Source organism: Luteibacter sahnii (assembly GCF_034063545.1).
GTDB lineage: Bacteria > Pseudomonadota > Gammaproteobacteria > Xanthomonadales > Rhodanobacteraceae > Luteibacter > Luteibacter sahnii.
Window position 1 is genome coordinate 891430 of record NZ_JAQLOK010000001.1, and the last position, 17748, is coordinate 909177.

The window sequence follows — 17748 nt, forward strand, 5'->3', positions numbered from 1 at the left end:
CCCGGCGCGGTGGCCGGGTTTTTGGAGTTACTGGCCGCGAGAGGCTTTCTTGCGGTCGTTTTCGGTGAGGTGCTTCTTGCGAAGACGGATTTCCTTCGGCGTCACCTCGACCAGCTCGTCGTCGTCAATGAAGTCGAGGGCCTGCTCCAGCGTGAACTTCGTGGCCGGGGTCAGCTGGATCGCGTCGTCCTTGCCCGAGGCGCGCATGTTGGTCAGCGGCTTGGGCTTGATCGCGTTCACGGTGAGGTCGTTGTCCTTCGCGTGGATGCCGATCAGCTGGCCTTCGTACACCGAGTCTCCCTCGGCGGCGAACAGCTTGCCACGCTCCTGGAGCGGGCCGAGCGAGTAGGCCGGCGTGGTGCCCGCGGCGTTCGCGATCATGACGCCGTTCTGGCGCTTGGCGATCGGGGCCGGGGTGTACGGACCGTAATGCTTGAACACATGGAACAGCAGGCCCGAGCCCTGGGTGAGGGTCTTGAACTGGTTCTGGAAGCCGATCAGGCCGCGGGCCGGGATTTCGTACTCCAGACGCACGCGACCGTTGCCGTCGGACACCATGTTCTTGAGGTCGCCCTTGCGGATGCCCAGGCGCTCCATCACGCCACCCTGGTGCTGCTCTTCGATGTCGATGACCAGCTCTTCGATCGGCTCCATCTTCTGGCCGTCGATCTCCTTGAGGATGACTTCCGGGCGCGACACGGCCAACTCGTAGCCTTCGCGACGCATGTTCTCGATGAGCACCGACAGATGCAGTTCGCCACGACCCGAGACCAGGAACTTGTCGGCATCGGAGCCGTCTTCCACGCGCAGCGCCACGTTGTGCACCTTCTCGCGGTCGAGGCGCTCGCGCAGCTGGCGGCTGGTGAGGAACTTGCCGCCGGAGAGATCCTTGTGGCCGACGAACGGCGAGTTGTTCACCTGGAACGTCATGCTGATCATCGGCTCGTCGACGCTCAGCGGCGGCAGCGCCTCGGGCGTGTCGAGCGCGGTGACGGTGTCGGAAATGGTCAGCTCGGGGATGCCGGCGATGGCCACGATGTCACCCGCTTCGGCCGTATCCTGCTCGATGCGCTCCAGGCCCAGGAAGCCGAGCACCTGCACGACCTTGCCCTGGCGCTTCTTGCCTTCGCGGTCGATCACGGCGACCGGCATGCCTTTCTTCAGCGTGCCGCGCTGGATGCGGCCGATGCCGATGACGCCGACGAAGTTGTTGTAATCGAGCTGGCTGATGCGCATCTGGAAGGGGCCTTCCGGATCGACATCGGGCTTGGGCGCGTGCTGCATGATCGCTTCGTAGAGCGGGGTCATGTCGCCTTCGCGCGCGTTTTCGTCGAGCGACGCGTAGCCATTGAGCGCCGACGCGTAGACGATGGGGAATTCCATCTGTTCGTCGGTGGCGCCGAGCTTGGCGAAGAGATCCCACACCTGCTCGACGACCCACTCCGGACGGGCGCCCGGGCGGTCGACCTTGTTGACGACCACGATGGGCTTGAAGCCCATGGCGAAGGCCTTCTGGGTGACGAAGCGGGTCTGCGGCATCGGGCCGTCCATCGCGTCGACCAGGATCAGCACGGTATCGACCATCGACAGCACGCGCTCCACTTCGCCGCCGAAGTCGGCGTGTCCCGGGGTGTCGACGATGTTGATGCGGTTCTTGACGCCCTTTTTCTTGTCTTCCCAGGTGATGGCCGTGTTCTTGGCCAGGATCGTGATGCCACGTTCCTTTTCCTGGTCGTTCGAATCCATGACGCGCTCGGCGAGCACGGTGCGCTCGTTGAGCGTGCCGGACTGCTTCAGAAGCTGATCGACGAGGGTGGTCTTGCCATGGTCGACGTGAGCGACGATGGCGATGTTGCGGAGGAATTCGATCGACATGCGTTATGCGCCGGCGTAACGCCGGATCGCCTCTTTGGTTTGGGAAGCCGCCGATTATAAAGGGTTTTGGCGTCTTTCGCATGACGGCGGGGAGGTCCGGCCGCGAACCTCCCCGCGCCGCCTGCCTCAGGGCGTCAGCGGCTGGTTGCGGCAGCTGGCAGGGAGGTAGTTCGCGTCGATGCCGTCGGCCGAGCAATCCCAGTCGATCCGGTGTTCGCCCACCCGGGGCGTGAGCAGGAGTTCGCCGCCGGCCAGCTTCGCATCGGCCTTGCGTGGCGGGGTGCTATCGAGGGTGACCACGATCTGGCCGCCCTGGCCGACCTCCACCGAGCCGGCGTAGTCGTTGCCGAGGGTTTCGGGCTTACCCAGCCCCGCGGCGGCGTTGCTGGCGGGAAAACGGCCGCTGGCCAGCCGCTTGGCCGCGACGGCCGCCTTGGCCGGCTCGGCCGCTTCAAGCGCCCGCGACACCTCGGAGCGGAGCGTGTACGCCTGGTATTGCGGCACGGCGACCGCCGCGAGGATCGCCGCGGTCGCCACCGCGCCGCCGCCGCCCGCCGAGCCGGCCAGTTCCACCGGGCTCTGCTCGTAGGTGAACGCAAGTCCCAGGGTGTCGTTGTCGACCTCGACGGCGGCGCCGAGCACGCCCTGGTCGGGCAGGCCCAGGGTATGCGCCGCGGGCAGGGCGGCGATGTCCGGGGTGCTGTCGGTCAGGTTGCCCAGCGCCTGCAGCAGGCTGATGTACGTGTAGTAGGCGTCGCGCTGGGCACCGTGCGAGGTGGCCGTGAAGCCGGCAAGCGTACGGCTGCCGGGATAGGCGCGCCGCTTGAACCAGTCGTCGAGCGCCACATCGGGTTTCGCCGCGGCGCGGTCGGCGAGGGCCTGGGGCACCTTCGCCATGACGATCCAGTCACCGTCTTCCACCCACCACGACGTGCCGCCCAGGCGATCGAACACGGCCAGCAGCCCACGCTGCTCGGGGGCGGCATGCGGCGCGATCGCGTCGGGCGAGCGCCCCGGGATGCGCAGCCAGTGCACCGTGGTGCCGCTGACCTGGGCGGTGCCGGTCTTCCAGCCGTTGCCGGCGTTGGACGCGATGAAGTCGTACCAGTCTTTCCGGCCCGGCGAGTGCAAGGCGAAGAACTGCCCCGCATCGTCGGCGAAGACGATCAGCTCCGGACCGAACCAACTGAGATACCGTTTCGGATCGACATGCGCGCGTTGCCCGATGTGGGCGATGAACTGCCGATACTGCGCGGCGCCGTTGGGACCAAAGTCGAGGTTGAGGTTGTTCTCGAACGTGGCGTAGTTCGACGCGCTGGGCAGGCTGAGCGTCATGGCCCAGCGCGGCTCGCCGGCGGCCTTGATCCCGGGCGCGAACGCGGCCGGTGCGAGGTACTGCAACACGCGCGCCTGGGGCGCATGGAGCACGATGCGGAACGCGCCTCGGCCATCCACCGTGCCGGCGCCGAACGCGACGGCGTCGGCCTTGCTGGCCAGGTCGCCCGGCAGCTTGCCGAGCGAGCCGTCGCCGGCCTGTGCCGCGGCCACGCCGCCGAGGCCACGAATGGCGGCCCAGCCGAACAGGCCTTCCCCGGACGCGTCGATCCGCGACTCCAGCGCCGTCAACGTGGCGGGAGGCGGTGCGACCGGCGGCTTGGCGCTGTCGGCGACGATCTGGTCGAGCGTCTGTCCGCCCGGCGATTCACGCATCGCCTGCGACACCCACAGGCGGCGCTGGGCGGCGTCGTAGCGCAGCGCGGCGCCCGACGCGAGCCGGCCGCGCCCCTGCGCGTCGAGCGGGGCATCCAGCATCGGCACGCCGGCGCCGCCGGCCGCCGCCATGCGCGCGTTGAACGCCGCGACGGAGGGGAAATCGAGCGTCATCGTGGCGACCAGCCGCGACGCGGGGGAGGGTATGCCGACCGGGTCGACGACGGCGATCTCGATCGGCGAGCGCAGGTCGGCCAGCAGCAGTTGGATGACGGGCGTGAACGAGAGCCCGGCGAGTACCTTGTCGTTACCCAGTCCCGTGCGGATCGCGGCCACGGCATCGAGGTGCGCCTGGGAGGCAAGTGCGCTGTCGAGCGGCCGGCCGTCCGGCACGCCGCCGAGCAGACCCCATGGCGACGGGATGCGCAGGTAGGCCACGGTCTGCGCGGGCAGGTGCTGGCGCAGCCAGGCGGGCGAGGCGATCGCCGTCTGCGCGGCGGCGACCGCCTTGGGATCGGCGGCGGGCGTGTCGTCTTTCGAATGACAGGCGGTGAGTCCGAGTGCCACCGCGATGGCGGTGGCGAGCACGACAGTACGACGGGCAATCATTGCGCGTTTCCCCTGGTGGTGGTCCCTGATCGCGCGAGTGTAACGCGCGTGCCGATCCGGATCATCGACACGCCGACATGAAAAAACGATACGTCGCGTCGACGCGCGGCGCTCGCGGCAAGCGTCCCCCCGGCGAACGAAGCATGCTTGCGCACGCACGGCGGACTGGCGACTCTTCTCCCATGCCTACGTTCGGCGACATCCGCTGCACCATGCACCGCCACGGCGACGACCTGCTCAGCGCGGGCCTCGGCCTGCGCGGCCTTGCTGGATTGGCGACACCTTTCGCCCATCCCTTCTCGCCGACGGCGGCCGAGCTGCGCCGTCGCGCCATCCACTCGAGCTGGAAGGGCATCGCCGACCTCGACCCGCTCGGCGGCTTTGGCGACGTGTACGGCGCGGTGCCCGACGTGCCGGGCCGCGAATACACCACCTTTGCCCGGCTGCCTCACGCCCGTTCGCCGCACCGCGTGCTGGTGCAGGTGCCGGATGCGTTCGATCGGCGCAAGCGCGTGCTGGTCGTTGCCGCGTCGTCGGGTTCCCGGGGGATCTACGGCGCCATCGCGCTCGCGGGTTGTTGGGGTCTGCCGAAGGGTTTCGCCGTGGCTTATACCGACAAGGGCGCCGGGTCGGGGTACGTCGACCCGGCGGACGGTACCGGCGTGGCGCTCGACGGGACGCGCGCCCGCACGGGCGATGCGGTGCTGGAGTTCGAGCCGGAAGGGCTTTCTGTCGACGACGGCATCGCGGTGAAGCATGCCCATTCCGGCGACCACCCCGAGGCCGACTGGGGCCGTCACGTGCTGGACGCGGCGCGCTTCGGCCTGGCGATGCTCGACCGCGCGATGCCGGAGGACGCGCCGTTCACGGCGCAGAACACGATCATCATCGCCACCGGTCTCTCCAACGGCGGCGGTGCGGTGCTGCTGGCGGCCGGCGACGACACGATGGGCCTGCTCGACGCGGTGGTGGCGGTGGCGCCGAACGTCCATGTCGAAGGACACGGCCGTCCGCTGTACGACTACGCCAGCGAAGCGAGCGTGCTGTTGCCGGCGGCGCTGGCCGCGCCGCTGTTCGACGAGGTGCCCTTCGCCCGGGTGGCCGGGCTGCCGCTTCCCGCGTGGGCGTTGCGCGGCGCCGCCTTGCGCGCCCACGGCCGGCTTGCCGCCCAGAGTCCCGTCGCCCAGGCGGACGAGGCTCTGGCGATGCTTCGCGCGGGCGGGTGGCAGGACGACGCCCTCCGCGTGGCGGCGACCTCGGTGTCGCTCGACCTGTGGCGCACCATCACGGTGGCCTATGCGTCGGCTTACCTGCGTCGGGACGCCGGGCGGATGCCCGGGGGCTTTGCCTACCGGACCCAGCCCCTTGCCGGCGCCGCGCTGCGTGCCACGTGGTGGGCCGAAGGCTCCGGTGTGCCGCCCGGAGCGGGTATCGTCCTCGCCGGCGGCACCGACCTCTCGCTCGATCCCACGCTGCCGGGCCGCCTCAGCCTGCGCGACCTGTGGCAGGACGACACCTTGCGCGATGCGGTTCGAACGACGGCGGCGGCCCTGCCGCGGGACGACCTGCCGATCCTGGTGGTGCACGGCACCCATGACGGCATGATTCCCCTCGCGTTCAGCGCCGCGCCCTACGTCGCGTGGCTGCGCGCCGCCGGTCGTCGACCGGTCTTCTGGCAGGTGCCCCACGCGCAGCATTTCGACGCGTTCCTGGCGTTTCCCGGGTTCGGCGAGCGCCACCTGCCCCTGCTGCCGTTCGGCTTCGCGGCGCTCGATCGGGCGTGGCAGCACCTGGACCTGGGCAGGGCGTTGCCGGAGGACGCCGCGGTGCGCGACGCGCGCCCGCGAGGGGCTGGCCGGCTGACCGCCGGGGCCCTGGCCCTGCCGGGCTGAACGCATCCTCACGCCGTGCCGCTTGAAGTCTTGGGGATGGGGCGCCATCTTCGGTAGCCTTTGCGGGCTCCGGGACCGCTCGCCGCGGGCGAACGGCCGACTTTCAACGCGTTACAGGAATCCAGATGACCATCAACGTCACCATGAAGACCAACAAGGGCGACATCCACCTGCGCCTGCACGACGAGAAGACCCCGATGACGGTGGCCAACTTCGTCAACCTGGCCAAGCGTGGCTACTACGATGGCCTCGCGTTCCATCGCGTCATCGCCGACTTCATGATCCAGGGCGGTTGCCCGGAGGGTTCGGGTCGCGGCGGCCCGGGCTACCGTTTCGGCGATGAGTTCGACGCGAGCCTCAAGCACGACAAACCGGGCGTGCTGTCCATGGCCAACGCCGGCCCGGGCACCAACGGCTCGCAGTTTTTCATCACCCACGGCCCGACCCCGTGGCTCGACGGCAAGCACAGCGTGTTCGGCGAAATCGTCGGTGCGGACGACCAGAAGGTGGTCGATGCCATCCGCCAGGACGACACCATCGAGAAGGTGGAAGTCTCCGGCGACGTGGACGCGCTGCTCGAGAAGCAGGCGGCCAACGTGGGCAAGTGGAACGAGGTGCTGGACGCTCGCTGAGGCGGGTGACCTCCCCCTGGAAGACGCCGCCTTTGGGCGGCGTCTTCGTATCCGGGTATCGCCGATGCGATCGGCTCCCACCACTTTGGTAGCCGGGTCGGGAACGCCTGCCTACCGAAGGGGCAGGAGCCGATTGGATAGGCGATCCGACGCGAAGCGCCGGCACGCATGCTAAAATGGCGGCCTTTGCTTCCCTCCCCACACGCCGAGGAACCGATGCCGAAGCTCGCCACGCGGATGGGCCGCGCCAAGCCCAGTGCGATCATGGTCATTGCCGAAAAGGCCAAGCGACTCAAGGCCGAAGGCCGCGACATCGTGAGTTTCTCCATCGGCGTTCCCAACTTCCTCCCCGGCGAGCACGTCTACGCCGCCGCCCGCGAGGCGCTGGCGAAGGATTCGGGCCAGTACGGCAGCAACCGCGGCACCGACGCGCTGGTGGATGCCTTCCTCCAGCACATCGAAGCGCTCGGTCTCACCGGCTACGGCCGTGCCAACGTCTCCACCGGCGTGGGCGCGAAGCACGTGCTCTACAACCTTGCCGAGGCGCTGCTCGACGAAGGCGACGAAATCGCCTTCCCGGCGCCTTACTGGACAAGCTACCTCGACATCGCGGAGATCGTCGGCGCGCGGGTCAACATCCTTCCGTGCCCGCCCGAGCAGAACTACAAGCTCACTCCGGCCCAGCTCGACGAGGCGCTGCAGCGCAAGCCGCGCGTGTTCCTCTTCAATAACCCGTCCAACCCCACGGGCATGGTCTACACGCGCGACGAAGTCGCCGCCCTGGCCGACGTGCTGGTGAACTACCCGGACACCTGGATCGTCACCGATGACATCTACAACACGATGGTGTTCGACGGCGTCGGCTATCACAACGTCGTGCAGTTGCGCCCGGAACTGAAGGACCGCGTGATCTTCACCGATTCGCTCTCCAAGACCTACGGCATGCCGGGCTGGCGCGTGGGCTTCATCGCCGCGCCGGAGGCCGTCGCCAAGGCGGTCACGACGCTCAACTCCAACCACATCACCAGCCTGCCCGAGGTGGTCAGCGCCGCGGCCGTCGCCGCGCTCACCGGTCCGCAGGACATCCCTGCCGCGCGCTGCAAGGAATTCGCCACCAAGCGCGATCGCGTGCACAAGGCGCTGGTGTCGATCCCCGGTGTCGTCTGCCCGTATCCGCAGGGCGCGTTCTACGCCTTCCCCGACATCTCCGTCGCCTTCGGCAAGACGCACGACGGCGTGAAAATCACCAGCGACGTCGATTTCTGCGCCCAGCTGCTCGACGCCAAGGGCGTGGCCTGCGTGCCAGGCTCGGCCTTCGGCGAGCCGCGCGCGCTGCGCATTTCGTATTCGTGCCCGGACGAGGCGCTCGACAAGGGCATGGCCCGTATCGTCGAGTTCTTCGCCGAGCTTTCCTGATCGCCAATCCCCAGATATCCCCGAGGAGTCGCAAGATGAAAGCACCCGTTCGCGTTGCCGTGACCGGCGCAGCCGGCCAGATCGGCTATGCCCTCCTGTTCCGCATTGCCGCCGGCGACATGCTCGGCCCGGACCAGCCGGTGATCCTGCACCTGCTCGAAATCACCCCGGCGCTGCCGGCCCTGCAGGGCGTGGTGATGGAGCTCAACGACTGCGCGTTCCCAACGCTCGCGGGCGTGGTCGCCACCGACGACGTGAACGTCGCCTTCAAGGACGTCGACTACGCCCTGCTCGTCGGCGCCCGCCCGCGCGGCCCGGGCATGGAGCGTAAGGACCTCCTCGAGGCCAACGGCGCCATCTTCGGCCCCCAGGGCAAGGCCCTCAACGACCACGCCAAGCGCGACGTGCGCGTGCTCGTGGTGGGCAATCCGGCCAACACCAACGCCCTCATCGCCCAGCAGAACGCCCCGGACCTCGATCCGAAGTGCTTCACCGCGATGGTCCGCCTCGACCACAACCGCGCGCTGTCGCAGCTGGCCGAGAAGACCGGTGCCCACACCACGGACATCAAGAAAGTCACCATCTGGGGCAACCACAGCTCCACGCAGTACCCCGACCTGCACCAGACGTCGGTGAAGGGCAAGCCGGCCCTCGAGCAGATCGACCAGGCCTGGTACGAGAGCGATTTCATCCCGACCGTGCAGCAGCGTGGCGCCGCCATCATCAAGGCGCGCGGCGCGTCGTCGGCGGCGTCCGCGGCGTCGGCCGCCATCGACCACATGCGCGATTGGGCCCTGGGCACGGCCGAGGGTGACTGGGTCTCGATGGGCATTCCCTCCGATGGCTCCTACGGCATCGAGCCGGGCGTCATCTTCGGCTACCCCGTGACGGTGAAGGATGGCAATTACGCCATCGTGCAGGGCCTGGAGATCAACGCGTTCTCGCAGGCGCGTATCGACGCCACGAACAAGGAACTGCGCGAAGAGCGCGCCGGCGTGGAACACCTGTTCGCCAAGTAAGCGGCGGCGAGGGTTTTACCCGGAGAAAGGCCGCGCCGTGAGGCGCGGCCTTTTTCGTCGGTGGGAGGGCACCGAACGGCGTTGACCCGCCGACGACATCGACCCATCAACCATCGAGGCATGGCCAACGAAAACAAGCTCGTCGTCTACGCCGCCCTGGCCGCCAATGTCGGTATCGCCGTGGCCAAGTTCGTCGCGGCCGCGATCACCGGTAGCTCGGCCATGCTTTCCGAAGGCGTGCATTCGCTGGTGGACAGCGTCAACGAGGTTCTCTTGTTGTACGGGTTGCGCCGCTCGCGCAAGCGTCCGGATCGCGAGCATCCGCTCGGCTACGGACGCGAGCTGTATTTCTGGAGCTTCATCGTCGCCTTGCTGGTGTTGTCGCTGGGTGCGGGATTTTCGTTGTACGAGGGCATCCAGCACATCCTGCATCCCGAGCCGACATCCGATGCCACGGCCAACTACGTCGTGCTCGGCGTCGCGGCGGTGTTCGAGGGCACGTCGTGGTGGCTGTCGCTCAAGAGCGTGCGTCAGCGCAAGGGACGCATGAGTTATTTCGAAGCGTTCCGCGGCTCGAAGGATCCCACCACGTTCACCGTGTTGTTCGAGGACAGCGCCGCCCTCCTTGGCCTGGGCCTGGCGGCGTTGGGGGTGTGGCTCTCGCACGCCACCGGCGACGCGCGTTTCGATGGCTGGGCGTCGGTCGGCATCGCGGTGGTGCTCGCGCTGGCGTCTGTGTTGCTGGCGCGCGAGAGCAAGGCCTTGCTGATTGGCGAATCCGCCCAGCCGCACCTGTTGCAGCGGGTCTGTTCGGTGGTGTCGACGGTGCCTGGCGTGGTCAGCGTCAATGGGGCGCTCACGCACCAGTTGGGGCCGGACCAGGTGATGGTGGCGGTGTCCACCGAGTTCGAGGATGACCTCACCACGGCGCAGATCGAAGCGTGCGTGGAGCGGATGGAGCGGGCAGCGCGCGACGCGAAGCTGCCGATCGTGGCGTTGTTCGTGAAGCCGCAGACACCGGAGCGCTGGCGTAGGCGCGTGGCGGAGCTGGATCGGCACGCGCCTTGACGCGTGTGGGTTAGGGCGATCGAACGCGGAGGACTGCCCGAGCAGCGAGGGTGGACGCCAAGGTCTCCCCACGAAACGCCCAGGTGCAACGCGCTGTGGCGCTACCAGACCACCAAGACCAGGGCTCGCGGGACCGAACCACCACCGGGCCATATGGTTGATCGCTGGGAGGGTCCCCGGACTCCCGTGAAGAACCTAAAAAAAACCCGGGCCAGGCCCGGGCTTTCGTCGTCAGGAGTGTTCGCCTTCCTTGGGCGGGGTGCCGCGGCCTTCGACGTGGCCGCCGAAGCCCATGCGCATCGCCGAGAGCAGGCGCTCGGCATAGGTGTGCTCCTGGCGCGATCGGAAGCGGGCGAACAGTGCGGAGGTGAGCACCTCGGCCGGCACAGCCTCCTCGATGGCGGCGTTGACCGTCCAGCGGCCTTCGCCCGAATCGTTGACGTAGCCAGAGTAGTTGTCCAGCTCCGGCCCCTTCGCCAGGGCGCTGGCGGTAAGGTCGAGCAGCCACGACGACACCACGCTGCCGCGACGCCACACCTCGGCGATGTCGGCCATGTCGAGCTGGTAGCGCTCGTGTTCGGGCAGGTGATCGGCGTTGCGGTTCTTGAGGATGTCGAAGCCCTCGGCGAACGACTGCATCATGCCGTACTCGATGCCGTTGTGGACCATCTTGACGAAGTGGCCCGCACCCGCTGGACCGGCGTGCATGTAGCCCTGTTCCACGCGCGGATCGCGGCCATCGCGGTCGGCCGTGCGCGGGATGTCGCCAGCGCCCGGGGCGAGCGTCTTGAAGATCGGGTCGAGGTAGTCGACGGTCGGCTTGTCGCCGCCGATCATCATGCAGTAGCCGCGGTCCAGGCCCCACACGCCGCCGGAGGTGCCGACGTCGACATAATGGATGCCCTTGGCCGCGAGTTCCTTGCCGCGACGGGCGTCGTCCTTGTAGAACGTGTTGCCGCCGTCGATGATGATGTCGTCCTTGCCGAGCATGCCCGACAGGGTCTGGATCGTGTTCTCGGTGATCTCGCCGGCCGGCAGCATCACCCACACCGCCTTCGGCGAGGGGAGGGCCTGGACCAGCGCCTGGAGGGACTCGACCGCTTCGCCGCCGTCCTTCGCCAGCGCGGCGCGGGCCTCGGCGTTGTTGTCGTAGACGACGGTCTGGTGACCGTCCCTCATCAGCCGGCGGGCAATGTTGCCGCCCATGCGGCCCAGACCGATCAAACCGATTTTCATGCGTGGATCCTCGTGATTTCGACGGGGGAGATATGCGGCTGCCGACGTGGGATGCAAGCCTTCAGGGAGCCCACGACGGCATCCGGGGAGCTAATAGTGCGGGCTGGCGGGCGGGAAGTCGAACGTGGAGAGGGTGCCGGTCTGTCGTCATCCCGGATTGACGGCGCGTTGAGCGCGGGCGTGGGACGGTCTGCGTTCCCCCGACCCACGGAGCCTCGACATGACCGATCGCCGCCAGGACGACTACGACAAGATCTGGAGCCTCATCAAGGATGCGCGCGTGGCCATGCTCACCAGTGAGCGCGATGGCCACCTCTACAGCCGGCCCATGGTCGCCTCGCAGAAGGGCTTCGATGGCCAGCTCTGGTTCTTCACCCGCAAGAGTTCGCCCAAGGTCGAGGAGGTGGCGTCCCATCATCAGGTCAACGCCGCGTACGCGAACGCCTCCGAGCATAGCTACGTGTCGCTCTCCGGCTCGGCCGTGATCGTGGACGACCGCGCCGCCATCGACGCGCACTGGAACGAATGGATCAAGACCTGGTTTCCCGACGGCAAGGACGACCCCGACCTGGCGTTGCTGCGGGTGGACGTCGACACCGCCGAGTATTGGGACGCCCCGTCGTCGAAGATGGTGATTGCCTTCGACTACCTGAAGGCGCGCATTACCGGCACCACCCCCGACGTGGGCGAGAACCGTAAGGTCGATTTCCGCTCCTGACGCACGACGCGGGTTTGGACGGCGGCGCGGCCTGCGGTTAGTCTGCGCTGTCGTCCCACGAGTGTCGCCATGATGTCCCCCTTTCGTCTGCTGGCCGCCGGTGTTCTCCTCGCCGTGTCGTTCGCCGCATCCGCAGAAACCTACGATCCGCGCGAAACCTTTGCCCCGTTCGCCTATCCGCAGCCTGTCAACGCGTATCGCGCCGGCAGTGGCGTGCCCGGGCCGATGTACTGGCAGAACCGCGCCGATTACGACCTGACCGCGACGCTCGATCCGGTGAAAAACACGCTGGTGGGCACCGCCACCATCCACTACACCAACAACAGCCCGGACGCGCTTGACGTGCTGTGGCTCCAACTGGACGAAAACCGCTTCCGCGCCGATGCCCGCGGCAACTTCACCGCGGGCAACCAGACAAAACGTGCCGATCGCCACACCGACGGCTATCGCATCGCCACGGTGACGCTGACGCAGGACGGCCACACCAGCCAGGCCCGTTACGTCATCAGCGATACGCGCATGCAGGTGCGCCTGCCGCAGCCGCTGGCCGCCCATGGCGGCAAGGTCACGCTGACCATCGCCTATCGCTATGACCTGCCGGGGGACTTCGGCGGTCGCACCGGCTTCGCGCCCTCCAGGAACGGCACCATCTATGAGATGGCGCAGTGGTATCCGCGCATGTGCGTCTACGACGACCTGCGCGGGTGGGATACCGCCCCCTACCTCAATAGCGAGTTCTATCTCGAATACGGCGACATCGACTACGCCATCACCGTCCCGTCGGACATGATCGTGGCCGGTTCCGGCGAACTGGTGAACCCGGACGACGTGCTGACCGCCACCCAGCGCGAGCGGCTGGCGAAAGCGCGCAAAAGCGATGCCACCGTGATGATCCGCATGCCGGCGGAAGTCACCGATCCGGCCAGCCGGCCGAAGCGCGGCGGCACGTTGACCTGGAAGTTCCGCATGGAGAACACGCGCGACGTGGCCTTCGGCGCCTCGACGGCGTACGTCTGGGACGCCGCGCGCATCAACCTGCCCGAAGGCCGCACCGCGCTGGCGATGTCGGTCTATCCGGTGGAGAGCGCGGGTCGTGCGTCATGGAGCCGCTCCACCGAATACCTCAAGGCCGCGGTCGAACACTTCTCCGATCGCTGGTATCCGTATCCGTATCCCGTGGCGGTGAACGAGGCCGGCTCGGCGGCCAGCGGCATGGAATACCCCGGCATCGTGTTCGATCCGATGGACGCTTCGCCCAAAGAACTGCACATGGTCACCGCCCACGAGATCGGGCATACGTGGTTCCCGATGATCGTCGGCTCCAACGAGCGTCGCGACGCCTGGATGGACGAAGGCTTCAACACCTTCATCGACGTCTACGAGGCCGATGCTTTCAACCACGGTGAATTCGCACCCAAGCGCGACGGCGAGTACGCGCCCAAGGGTGGCAACCCGGTGGATGAGATCCTCCCGTTGCTGGCCGACCCCGACGCCCCCTCGCTGCTGATGGGCGCCGACATGGTCAAAGAGACGTACCGCCACCCGGCCACCTACTTCAAGGCGGCGCTCGGCCTGGTGTTGCTGCGCGAGGAGATCATCGGGCCGGAGCGGTTCGATCCGGCGTTCCGCAAGTACATCGCCACCTGGGCCTACAAGCACCCCTCGCCGTCGGATTTCTTCCGGCTCATGGAAAGCGAGGCGGGCGAGGACCTGGGCTGGTTCTGGCGGGGCTGGTATGCGAACAACTGGCAGGTGGACCTGGCGGTGACCGGGATAGACGGCACGACCGTCACCGTCGCCAATCTCGACCGCCTGCCGATGCCGGCGACGCTGCGGGTCACCTTCGACGACAAGACAACGCGCGATATCCGCATCCCGGTGGAAACCTGGCAACAGCACACCCGTTTCGACGTGTACGTGCCCGGCGGCAAGCGCGTCGTCGCGGCGACCATCGACCCCGATCACCGCGTGCCCGACCATGACCGCACCAACAACACGTGGCCGCGTTGACATGGTGCGCCGTGACGCCGTATCCCACCTCGTCGCCGTCGTGGTCGCCGCCGTGGCGTGGCCCGGTCTTCTGTTGCAGTACTGGCTCATCCTCTGGTCGGGGCCGCTGCTGCAGGTGACGGTGCGTTACCTGAGCTTCTTCACCATCCTCTCGAACCTGCTCGTCGCCCTGGTGGCCACGGCGATCGCCACGGGCGGCAACTGGGCGCCGTTCAACCGGCTGCGCACCGCGCGCGTGCGCGGGCTGGCGGCGCTGTCGATCACGGTGACGTGGCTGGTCTACATGACGGTCCTTCAGGGCCACTGGCACCCGCGCGGCGTGCACCTGATCGCCGACCGTACCGTGCATTACGTGGTGCCCCTGATGTATGTCGCCTGGTGGGCCACCCTCCAGGAACACGGCACGCTCAGTTGGGGGGACATCGGTCGCTGGTTGGGTTTCCCGCTGGCGTTCGCCGTCTGGACGTTGCTGCGCGGCGCCGTCGTCCACGAGTATCCCTATCCGTTCATGGACGTCGACCGGATCGGCTACGGTCACGTCGTGCTCAATTCGCTGGCCGTGGGCGTGCTGTTCGTGGTCCTGGGCGCGCTCTACGTCTCCCTCGACCGCGTGCTGGGACGCCGATACGCGCAGCCGACATGAAGCCGGCTTAGAATGCCGGCATGATCTATCGCTGGTTCGAATCCCTCATCGACATCTTCCGGGAGGCGTCCGATCGCACGCCGCCGACCGGCGTGCTGCGCTTCTACGCGTATTACCTGGGCCAGGTCTGGAAGATCTTCGCCGCGGCGCTCGCGGTGGGCCTCGCGGTGGCGCTGATCGAGGTCGCGCTGTTCGACTTCCTCGGCCGTGTCGTGGACATGGCCCAGAAGACGCCCGCTGCCGCTTTCTTTCCCACGCACTGGCGCACGCTGTGCTGGATGGGCTTTGTAGTGGTGGTGCTGCGGCCGGTCGCCATCGGCGTGCACGACCTGCTGGTGAACCAGACGCTGGCGCCGGGCATGACCAACATGGTGCGCTGGCAGAACCACCGTTACGTGCTGAAACAGAGCCTGTCCTTCTTCCAGAACGACTTCGCCGGCCGCATCGCCAACCGCATCATGCAGACCGCGCCGGCGCTGCGCGAATCGGCGGTGCAGGTGGTCGACGCGCTGTGGTACGTGAGCGTCTATGCCGGCACCTCGATCTATCTCTTCGCCCGGGCCGACCTCTGGCTGGCGCTACCCCTGGTGCTGTGGATCGTCGGCTACGTGGCGATGCTCGCTTTCTTCGTGCCACGCGTGAAAGAGCGGTCGTGGCACGCGTCCGAGGCGCGTTCGAAGCTCATGGGCCGTATCGTCGACGGCTACAGCAACGTGATGACGCTCAAGCTCTTCGCCCACACTCACCATGAAGAAGCCTATGCGCGCGAGGCCATGCGCGAGCAGACCGGCAAGGTGCGCGAACAGAACCGCATGATCACCTCGATGGACGTGGCCATCACCTCGCTCAACGGCCTGCTCATCGCCGGCACCAGCGCGTTGGCCCTGTGGCTGTGGGTGCGCGGCACGGTGACGACGGGCCAGGTGGCCCTGGCGGTGGGGCTGGTGATCCGCATCAACAACATGTCCGGCTGGATCATGTGGGTGGTCAACGGCATCTTCGACAACGTCGGCACCGTGCAGGACGGCATCACCACGATTTCGCGCGAGCGCACGGTGGTGGATCGTCCCGGTGCGCCGCCCCTGCGGGTCGACCGCGGCGAGGTGCGCTTCGAGGACATCCACTTCCACTACGGCAAGGCGGGCGGCGTCATCGGTGGCCTCGACCTCGTGGTGCGACCGGGCGAAAAGATCGGCGTTGTCGGCCCCTCGGGCGCGGGCAAGTCGACGCTGGTCAACGTCATGCTGCGGCTCTACGACCTCGAAGGCGGGCAGATACGCATCGACGGCCAGGACATCGCCGGGGTCGCGCAGGAGTCGCTGCGCTCCCAGATCGGCGTGGTCACCCAGGACACGTCGCTGCTGCATCGCTCGATCCGGGACAACCTGCTCTACGGCCGGCCGGAGGCCAGCGAGGCGGAGATGCTCGAGGCGGTGCGCAAGGCACGTGCGGACGAGTTCATCCCAGGCCTGTCCGACGGGGAGGGCCGTACCGGGTTCGACGCCCATGCCGGCGAGCGCGGCGTGAAGCTCTCCGGCGGCCAGCGGCAGCGCATCGCCATCGCCCGCGTGCTGCTGAAGGATGCGCCCATCCTCGTGCTCGACGAAGCCACCTCGGCGCTCGATTCCGAAGCCGAGGCCGCCATCCAGGAAAGCCTGGAAACCCTCATGCAAGGCAAGACCGTGATCGCCATCGCGCACCGGCTTTCCACCATCGCGCGGATGGACCGCCTGGTGGTCATGGAGAAGGGCGCCATCGTCGAAACCGGTACGCACGCGGAGCTGATCGCGCGCGGCGGGCTCTACGCCCGGTTGTGGGCGCACCAGACGGGCGGTTTCGTCGGCGTCGACTAAGCCTGGCCGGCCAGGTATGAGCGGAATGATAGGCAGGCTTGCAGCGTTTGCGCTTTGTGAACGCCCCGGCAACCGCGACAATGGCCGCTTGCCGACCCCGAGGTTCCCATGTCTTCCGCCGCCGACGCTCCCACCGATTCGATCGCCATGCCCCGCACGCGCGATTGGCGAACGGGCACCGAACTGGTGGCCCTCGGCGCCATCTGGGGCGGCTCGTTCCTGTTCATGCGCGTGGCGGCCAAAGATTTCGGCCCGTTTCCGATGGTGGCGACCCGCCTGCTGTTCGGCTCGGTGATCCTGCTGCCGTTGTTGTGGCGGGCGCGGGCGAGCCTCCGCCTCGCCCACCTGTGGAAGATGCTCGCGCTGGGCGCCCTGAGCGCGGCCATTCCCTTCTCGCTGTTCGCCTGGGGCGCCGAGCGCGCGCCCGCCGGCATCGGCGCCATCGCCAACAGCATGACCGTGTTGTTCTCGGCCTTGGTCGCTTTCGTCGGTTTCGGCGAGAAGATCGGCACCCGCAAGGCCATCGCGCTGGTGGCGGGCTTCGTCGGCGTGGTCATCCTCGCCAGCGGGCGTACGGCGGGCGACAACGTGGCGCCCGCGGCGTTGGCCGGAGCGGCGGCGTCGTTTTGCTACGGCCTGGCTGGCAACCTCATCAAGAAGCACCTCGCCGACCTCGCCCCGACGGCGGTCGCCGCGGGCTGCCTCCTGGGCGCGGCGCTGCTTACCACGCCCCTGGCCGTGGCGACCTGGCCCTCGGCACCGATCCCCGTCACCTCGTGGGCGGCGGTGATTACGCTCGGCGTGCTCTGCACCGGCCTGGCCTATGCGTTCTACTTCCGCCTGATCCAGCGCATCGGTGCGCCCCGGGCCGCGACCTCGACCTACCTCGTGCCCCTGTTCGGCGTGGCCTGGGCGTGGATGTTCCTCGGCGAAGCGTTGACCCCCAGCATGGCGGTGGCGGGTGCGATCATCCTGGGTAGCGTCATCTTCAGCCAGAAAAGCAAGGGCTGACGGGGCGCTTTCCCTCGACGGCCACACCGTGGAATAGTCTGGGTTTCCGTCGCTCC

At 67.8% G+C, this 17748-nt stretch carries 13 protein-coding genes; 10 read left to right on the forward strand and 3 right to left on the reverse strand.

What is annotated here, in order from left to right:
• Positions 1-27 precede the first annotated feature (27 nt).
• Positions 28-1875, reverse strand: a complete 1848-nt coding sequence (gene typA, locus PI246_RS04095) for a translational GTPase TypA (RefSeq protein WP_320550010.1) — start codon at positions 1873-1875, stop codon at positions 28-30.
• A gap of 126 nt (positions 1876-2001) precedes the next feature.
• Positions 2002-4194 (reverse strand): pilin, encoded by a 2193-nt coding sequence (locus PI246_RS04100; protein WP_320550011.1) that lies wholly within the window; start codon positions 4192-4194, stop codon positions 2002-2004.
• A gap of 182 nt (positions 4195-4376) precedes the next feature.
• Here PI246_RS04100 and PI246_RS04105 point away from each other — a divergent pair, with 182 nt between their 5' ends.
• The 5 genes from PI246_RS04105 (at position 4377) to PI246_RS04125 (ending at position 10221) form a co-directional block, all read left to right on the forward strand.
• Positions 4377-6086 carry a 3-hydroxybutyrate oligomer hydrolase family protein gene (locus PI246_RS04105; protein WP_320550012.1) on the forward strand — a complete coding sequence of 570 codons (1710 nt, stop codon included), beginning with the start codon at positions 4377-4379 and terminating at the stop codon, positions 6084-6086.
• A gap of 125 nt (positions 6087-6211) precedes the next feature.
• Positions 6212-6718, forward strand: coding sequence for a peptidylprolyl isomerase (locus tag PI246_RS04110; RefSeq protein ID WP_320550013.1), 507 nt, complete (start codon positions 6212-6214; stop codon positions 6716-6718).
• Between the two features lie 216 nt (positions 6719-6934).
• Positions 6935-8134 (forward strand): aminotransferase class I/II-fold pyridoxal phosphate-dependent enzyme, encoded by a 1200-nt coding sequence (locus PI246_RS04115; RefSeq protein WP_320550014.1) that lies wholly within the window; start codon positions 6935-6937, stop codon positions 8132-8134.
• A 35-nt stretch (positions 8135-8169) separates the two neighbouring features.
• On the forward strand, positions 8170-9153 hold the full coding sequence (locus PI246_RS04120) for a malate dehydrogenase (protein WP_320550015.1): 984 nt from the start codon (positions 8170-8172) through the stop codon (positions 9151-9153).
• 120 nt (positions 9154-9273) lie between these two features.
• A complete protein-coding gene (locus tag PI246_RS04125; RefSeq protein ID WP_320550016.1) occupies positions 9274-10221 on the forward strand; it encodes a cation diffusion facilitator family transporter in 948 nt (315 codons plus the stop codon).
• Between the two features lie 231 nt (positions 10222-10452).
• On the opposite strand, the gene gnd is transcribed toward PI246_RS04125, so the two are convergent.
• Entirely contained in the window at positions 10453-11457 is a 1005-nt protein-coding gene (gnd, locus tag PI246_RS04130; protein WP_320550017.1) for a phosphogluconate dehydrogenase (NAD(+)-dependent, decarboxylating), read from the reverse strand.
• Positions 11458-11677: 220 nt separating this feature from the next.
• Between gnd and PI246_RS04135 the strand changes: the two genes are divergently transcribed.
• The 5 genes from PI246_RS04135 (at position 11678) to PI246_RS04155 (ending at position 17692) form a co-directional block, all read left to right on the forward strand.
• Positions 11678-12175, forward strand: a complete 498-nt coding sequence (locus tag PI246_RS04135; protein ID WP_320550018.1) for a pyridoxamine 5'-phosphate oxidase family protein — start codon at positions 11678-11680, stop codon at positions 12173-12175.
• Between the two features lie 69 nt (positions 12176-12244).
• The gene (locus PI246_RS04140; RefSeq protein WP_320550019.1) at positions 12245-14185 is read left to right on the forward strand and encodes a M1 family metallopeptidase; all 1941 of its coding nucleotides are present in this window, start codon (positions 12245-12247) and stop codon (positions 14183-14185) included.
• Between the two features lies 1 nt (position 14186).
• Positions 14187-14828, forward strand: a complete 642-nt coding sequence (locus tag PI246_RS04145) for a Pr6Pr family membrane protein (RefSeq protein WP_320550020.1) — start codon at positions 14187-14189, stop codon at positions 14826-14828.
• 20 nt (positions 14829-14848) lie between these two features.
• A complete protein-coding gene (locus PI246_RS04150) occupies positions 14849-16681 on the forward strand; it encodes an ABC transporter ATP-binding protein (RefSeq protein ID WP_320550021.1) in 1833 nt (610 codons plus the stop codon).
• A gap of 108 nt (positions 16682-16789) precedes the next feature.
• Positions 16790-17692: a DMT family transporter gene (locus PI246_RS04155; protein ID WP_320550022.1), complete on the forward strand. Its 903-nt coding sequence runs from the start codon at positions 16790-16792 to the stop codon at positions 17690-17692.
• Positions 17693-17748 lie beyond the last annotated feature (56 nt).

What these genes read in the sequence shown, in the direction of transcription:
- PI246_RS04150 (WP_320550021.1), top strand. Translation starts at nt 14,849, where the DNA reads ATGATCTATCGCTGGTTCGAATCCCTCATCGACATCTTCCGGGAGGCG.
- PI246_RS04135 (WP_320550018.1), top strand. Translation starts at nt 11,678, where the DNA reads ATGACCGATCGCCGCCAGGACGACTACGACAAGATCTGGAGCCTCATC.
- PI246_RS04120 (WP_320550015.1), top strand. Translation starts at nt 8,170, where the DNA reads ATGAAAGCACCCGTTCGCGTTGCCGTGACCGGCGCAGCCGGCCAGATC.
- PI246_RS04100 (WP_320550011.1), bottom strand. Translation starts at nt 4,194, where the DNA reads ATGATTGCCCGTCGTACTGTCGTGCTCGCCACCGCCATCGCGGTGGCA.
- typA (WP_320550010.1), bottom strand. Translation starts at nt 1,875, where the DNA reads ATGTCGATCGAATTCCTCCGCAACATCGCCATCGTCGCTCACGTCGAC.
- PI246_RS04125 (WP_320550016.1), top strand. Translation starts at nt 9,274, where the DNA reads ATGGCCAACGAAAACAAGCTCGTCGTCTACGCCGCCCTGGCCGCCAAT.
- gnd (WP_320550017.1), bottom strand. Translation starts at nt 11,457, where the DNA reads ATGAAAATCGGTTTGATCGGTCTGGGCCGCATGGGCGGCAACATTGCC.
- PI246_RS04145 (WP_320550020.1), top strand. Translation starts at nt 14,187, where the DNA reads ATGGTGCGCCGTGACGCCGTATCCCACCTCGTCGCCGTCGTGGTCGCC.
- PI246_RS04110 (WP_320550013.1), top strand. Translation starts at nt 6,212, where the DNA reads ATGACCATCAACGTCACCATGAAGACCAACAAGGGCGACATCCACCTG.
- PI246_RS04105 (WP_320550012.1), top strand. Translation starts at nt 4,377, where the DNA reads ATGCCTACGTTCGGCGACATCCGCTGCACCATGCACCGCCACGGCGAC.
- PI246_RS04115 (WP_320550014.1), top strand. Translation starts at nt 6,935, where the DNA reads ATGCCGAAGCTCGCCACGCGGATGGGCCGCGCCAAGCCCAGTGCGATC.
- PI246_RS04140 (WP_320550019.1), top strand. Translation starts at nt 12,245, where the DNA reads ATGATGTCCCCCTTTCGTCTGCTGGCCGCCGGTGTTCTCCTCGCCGTG.
- PI246_RS04155 (WP_320550022.1), top strand. Translation starts at nt 16,790, where the DNA reads ATGTCTTCCGCCGCCGACGCTCCCACCGATTCGATCGCCATGCCCCGC.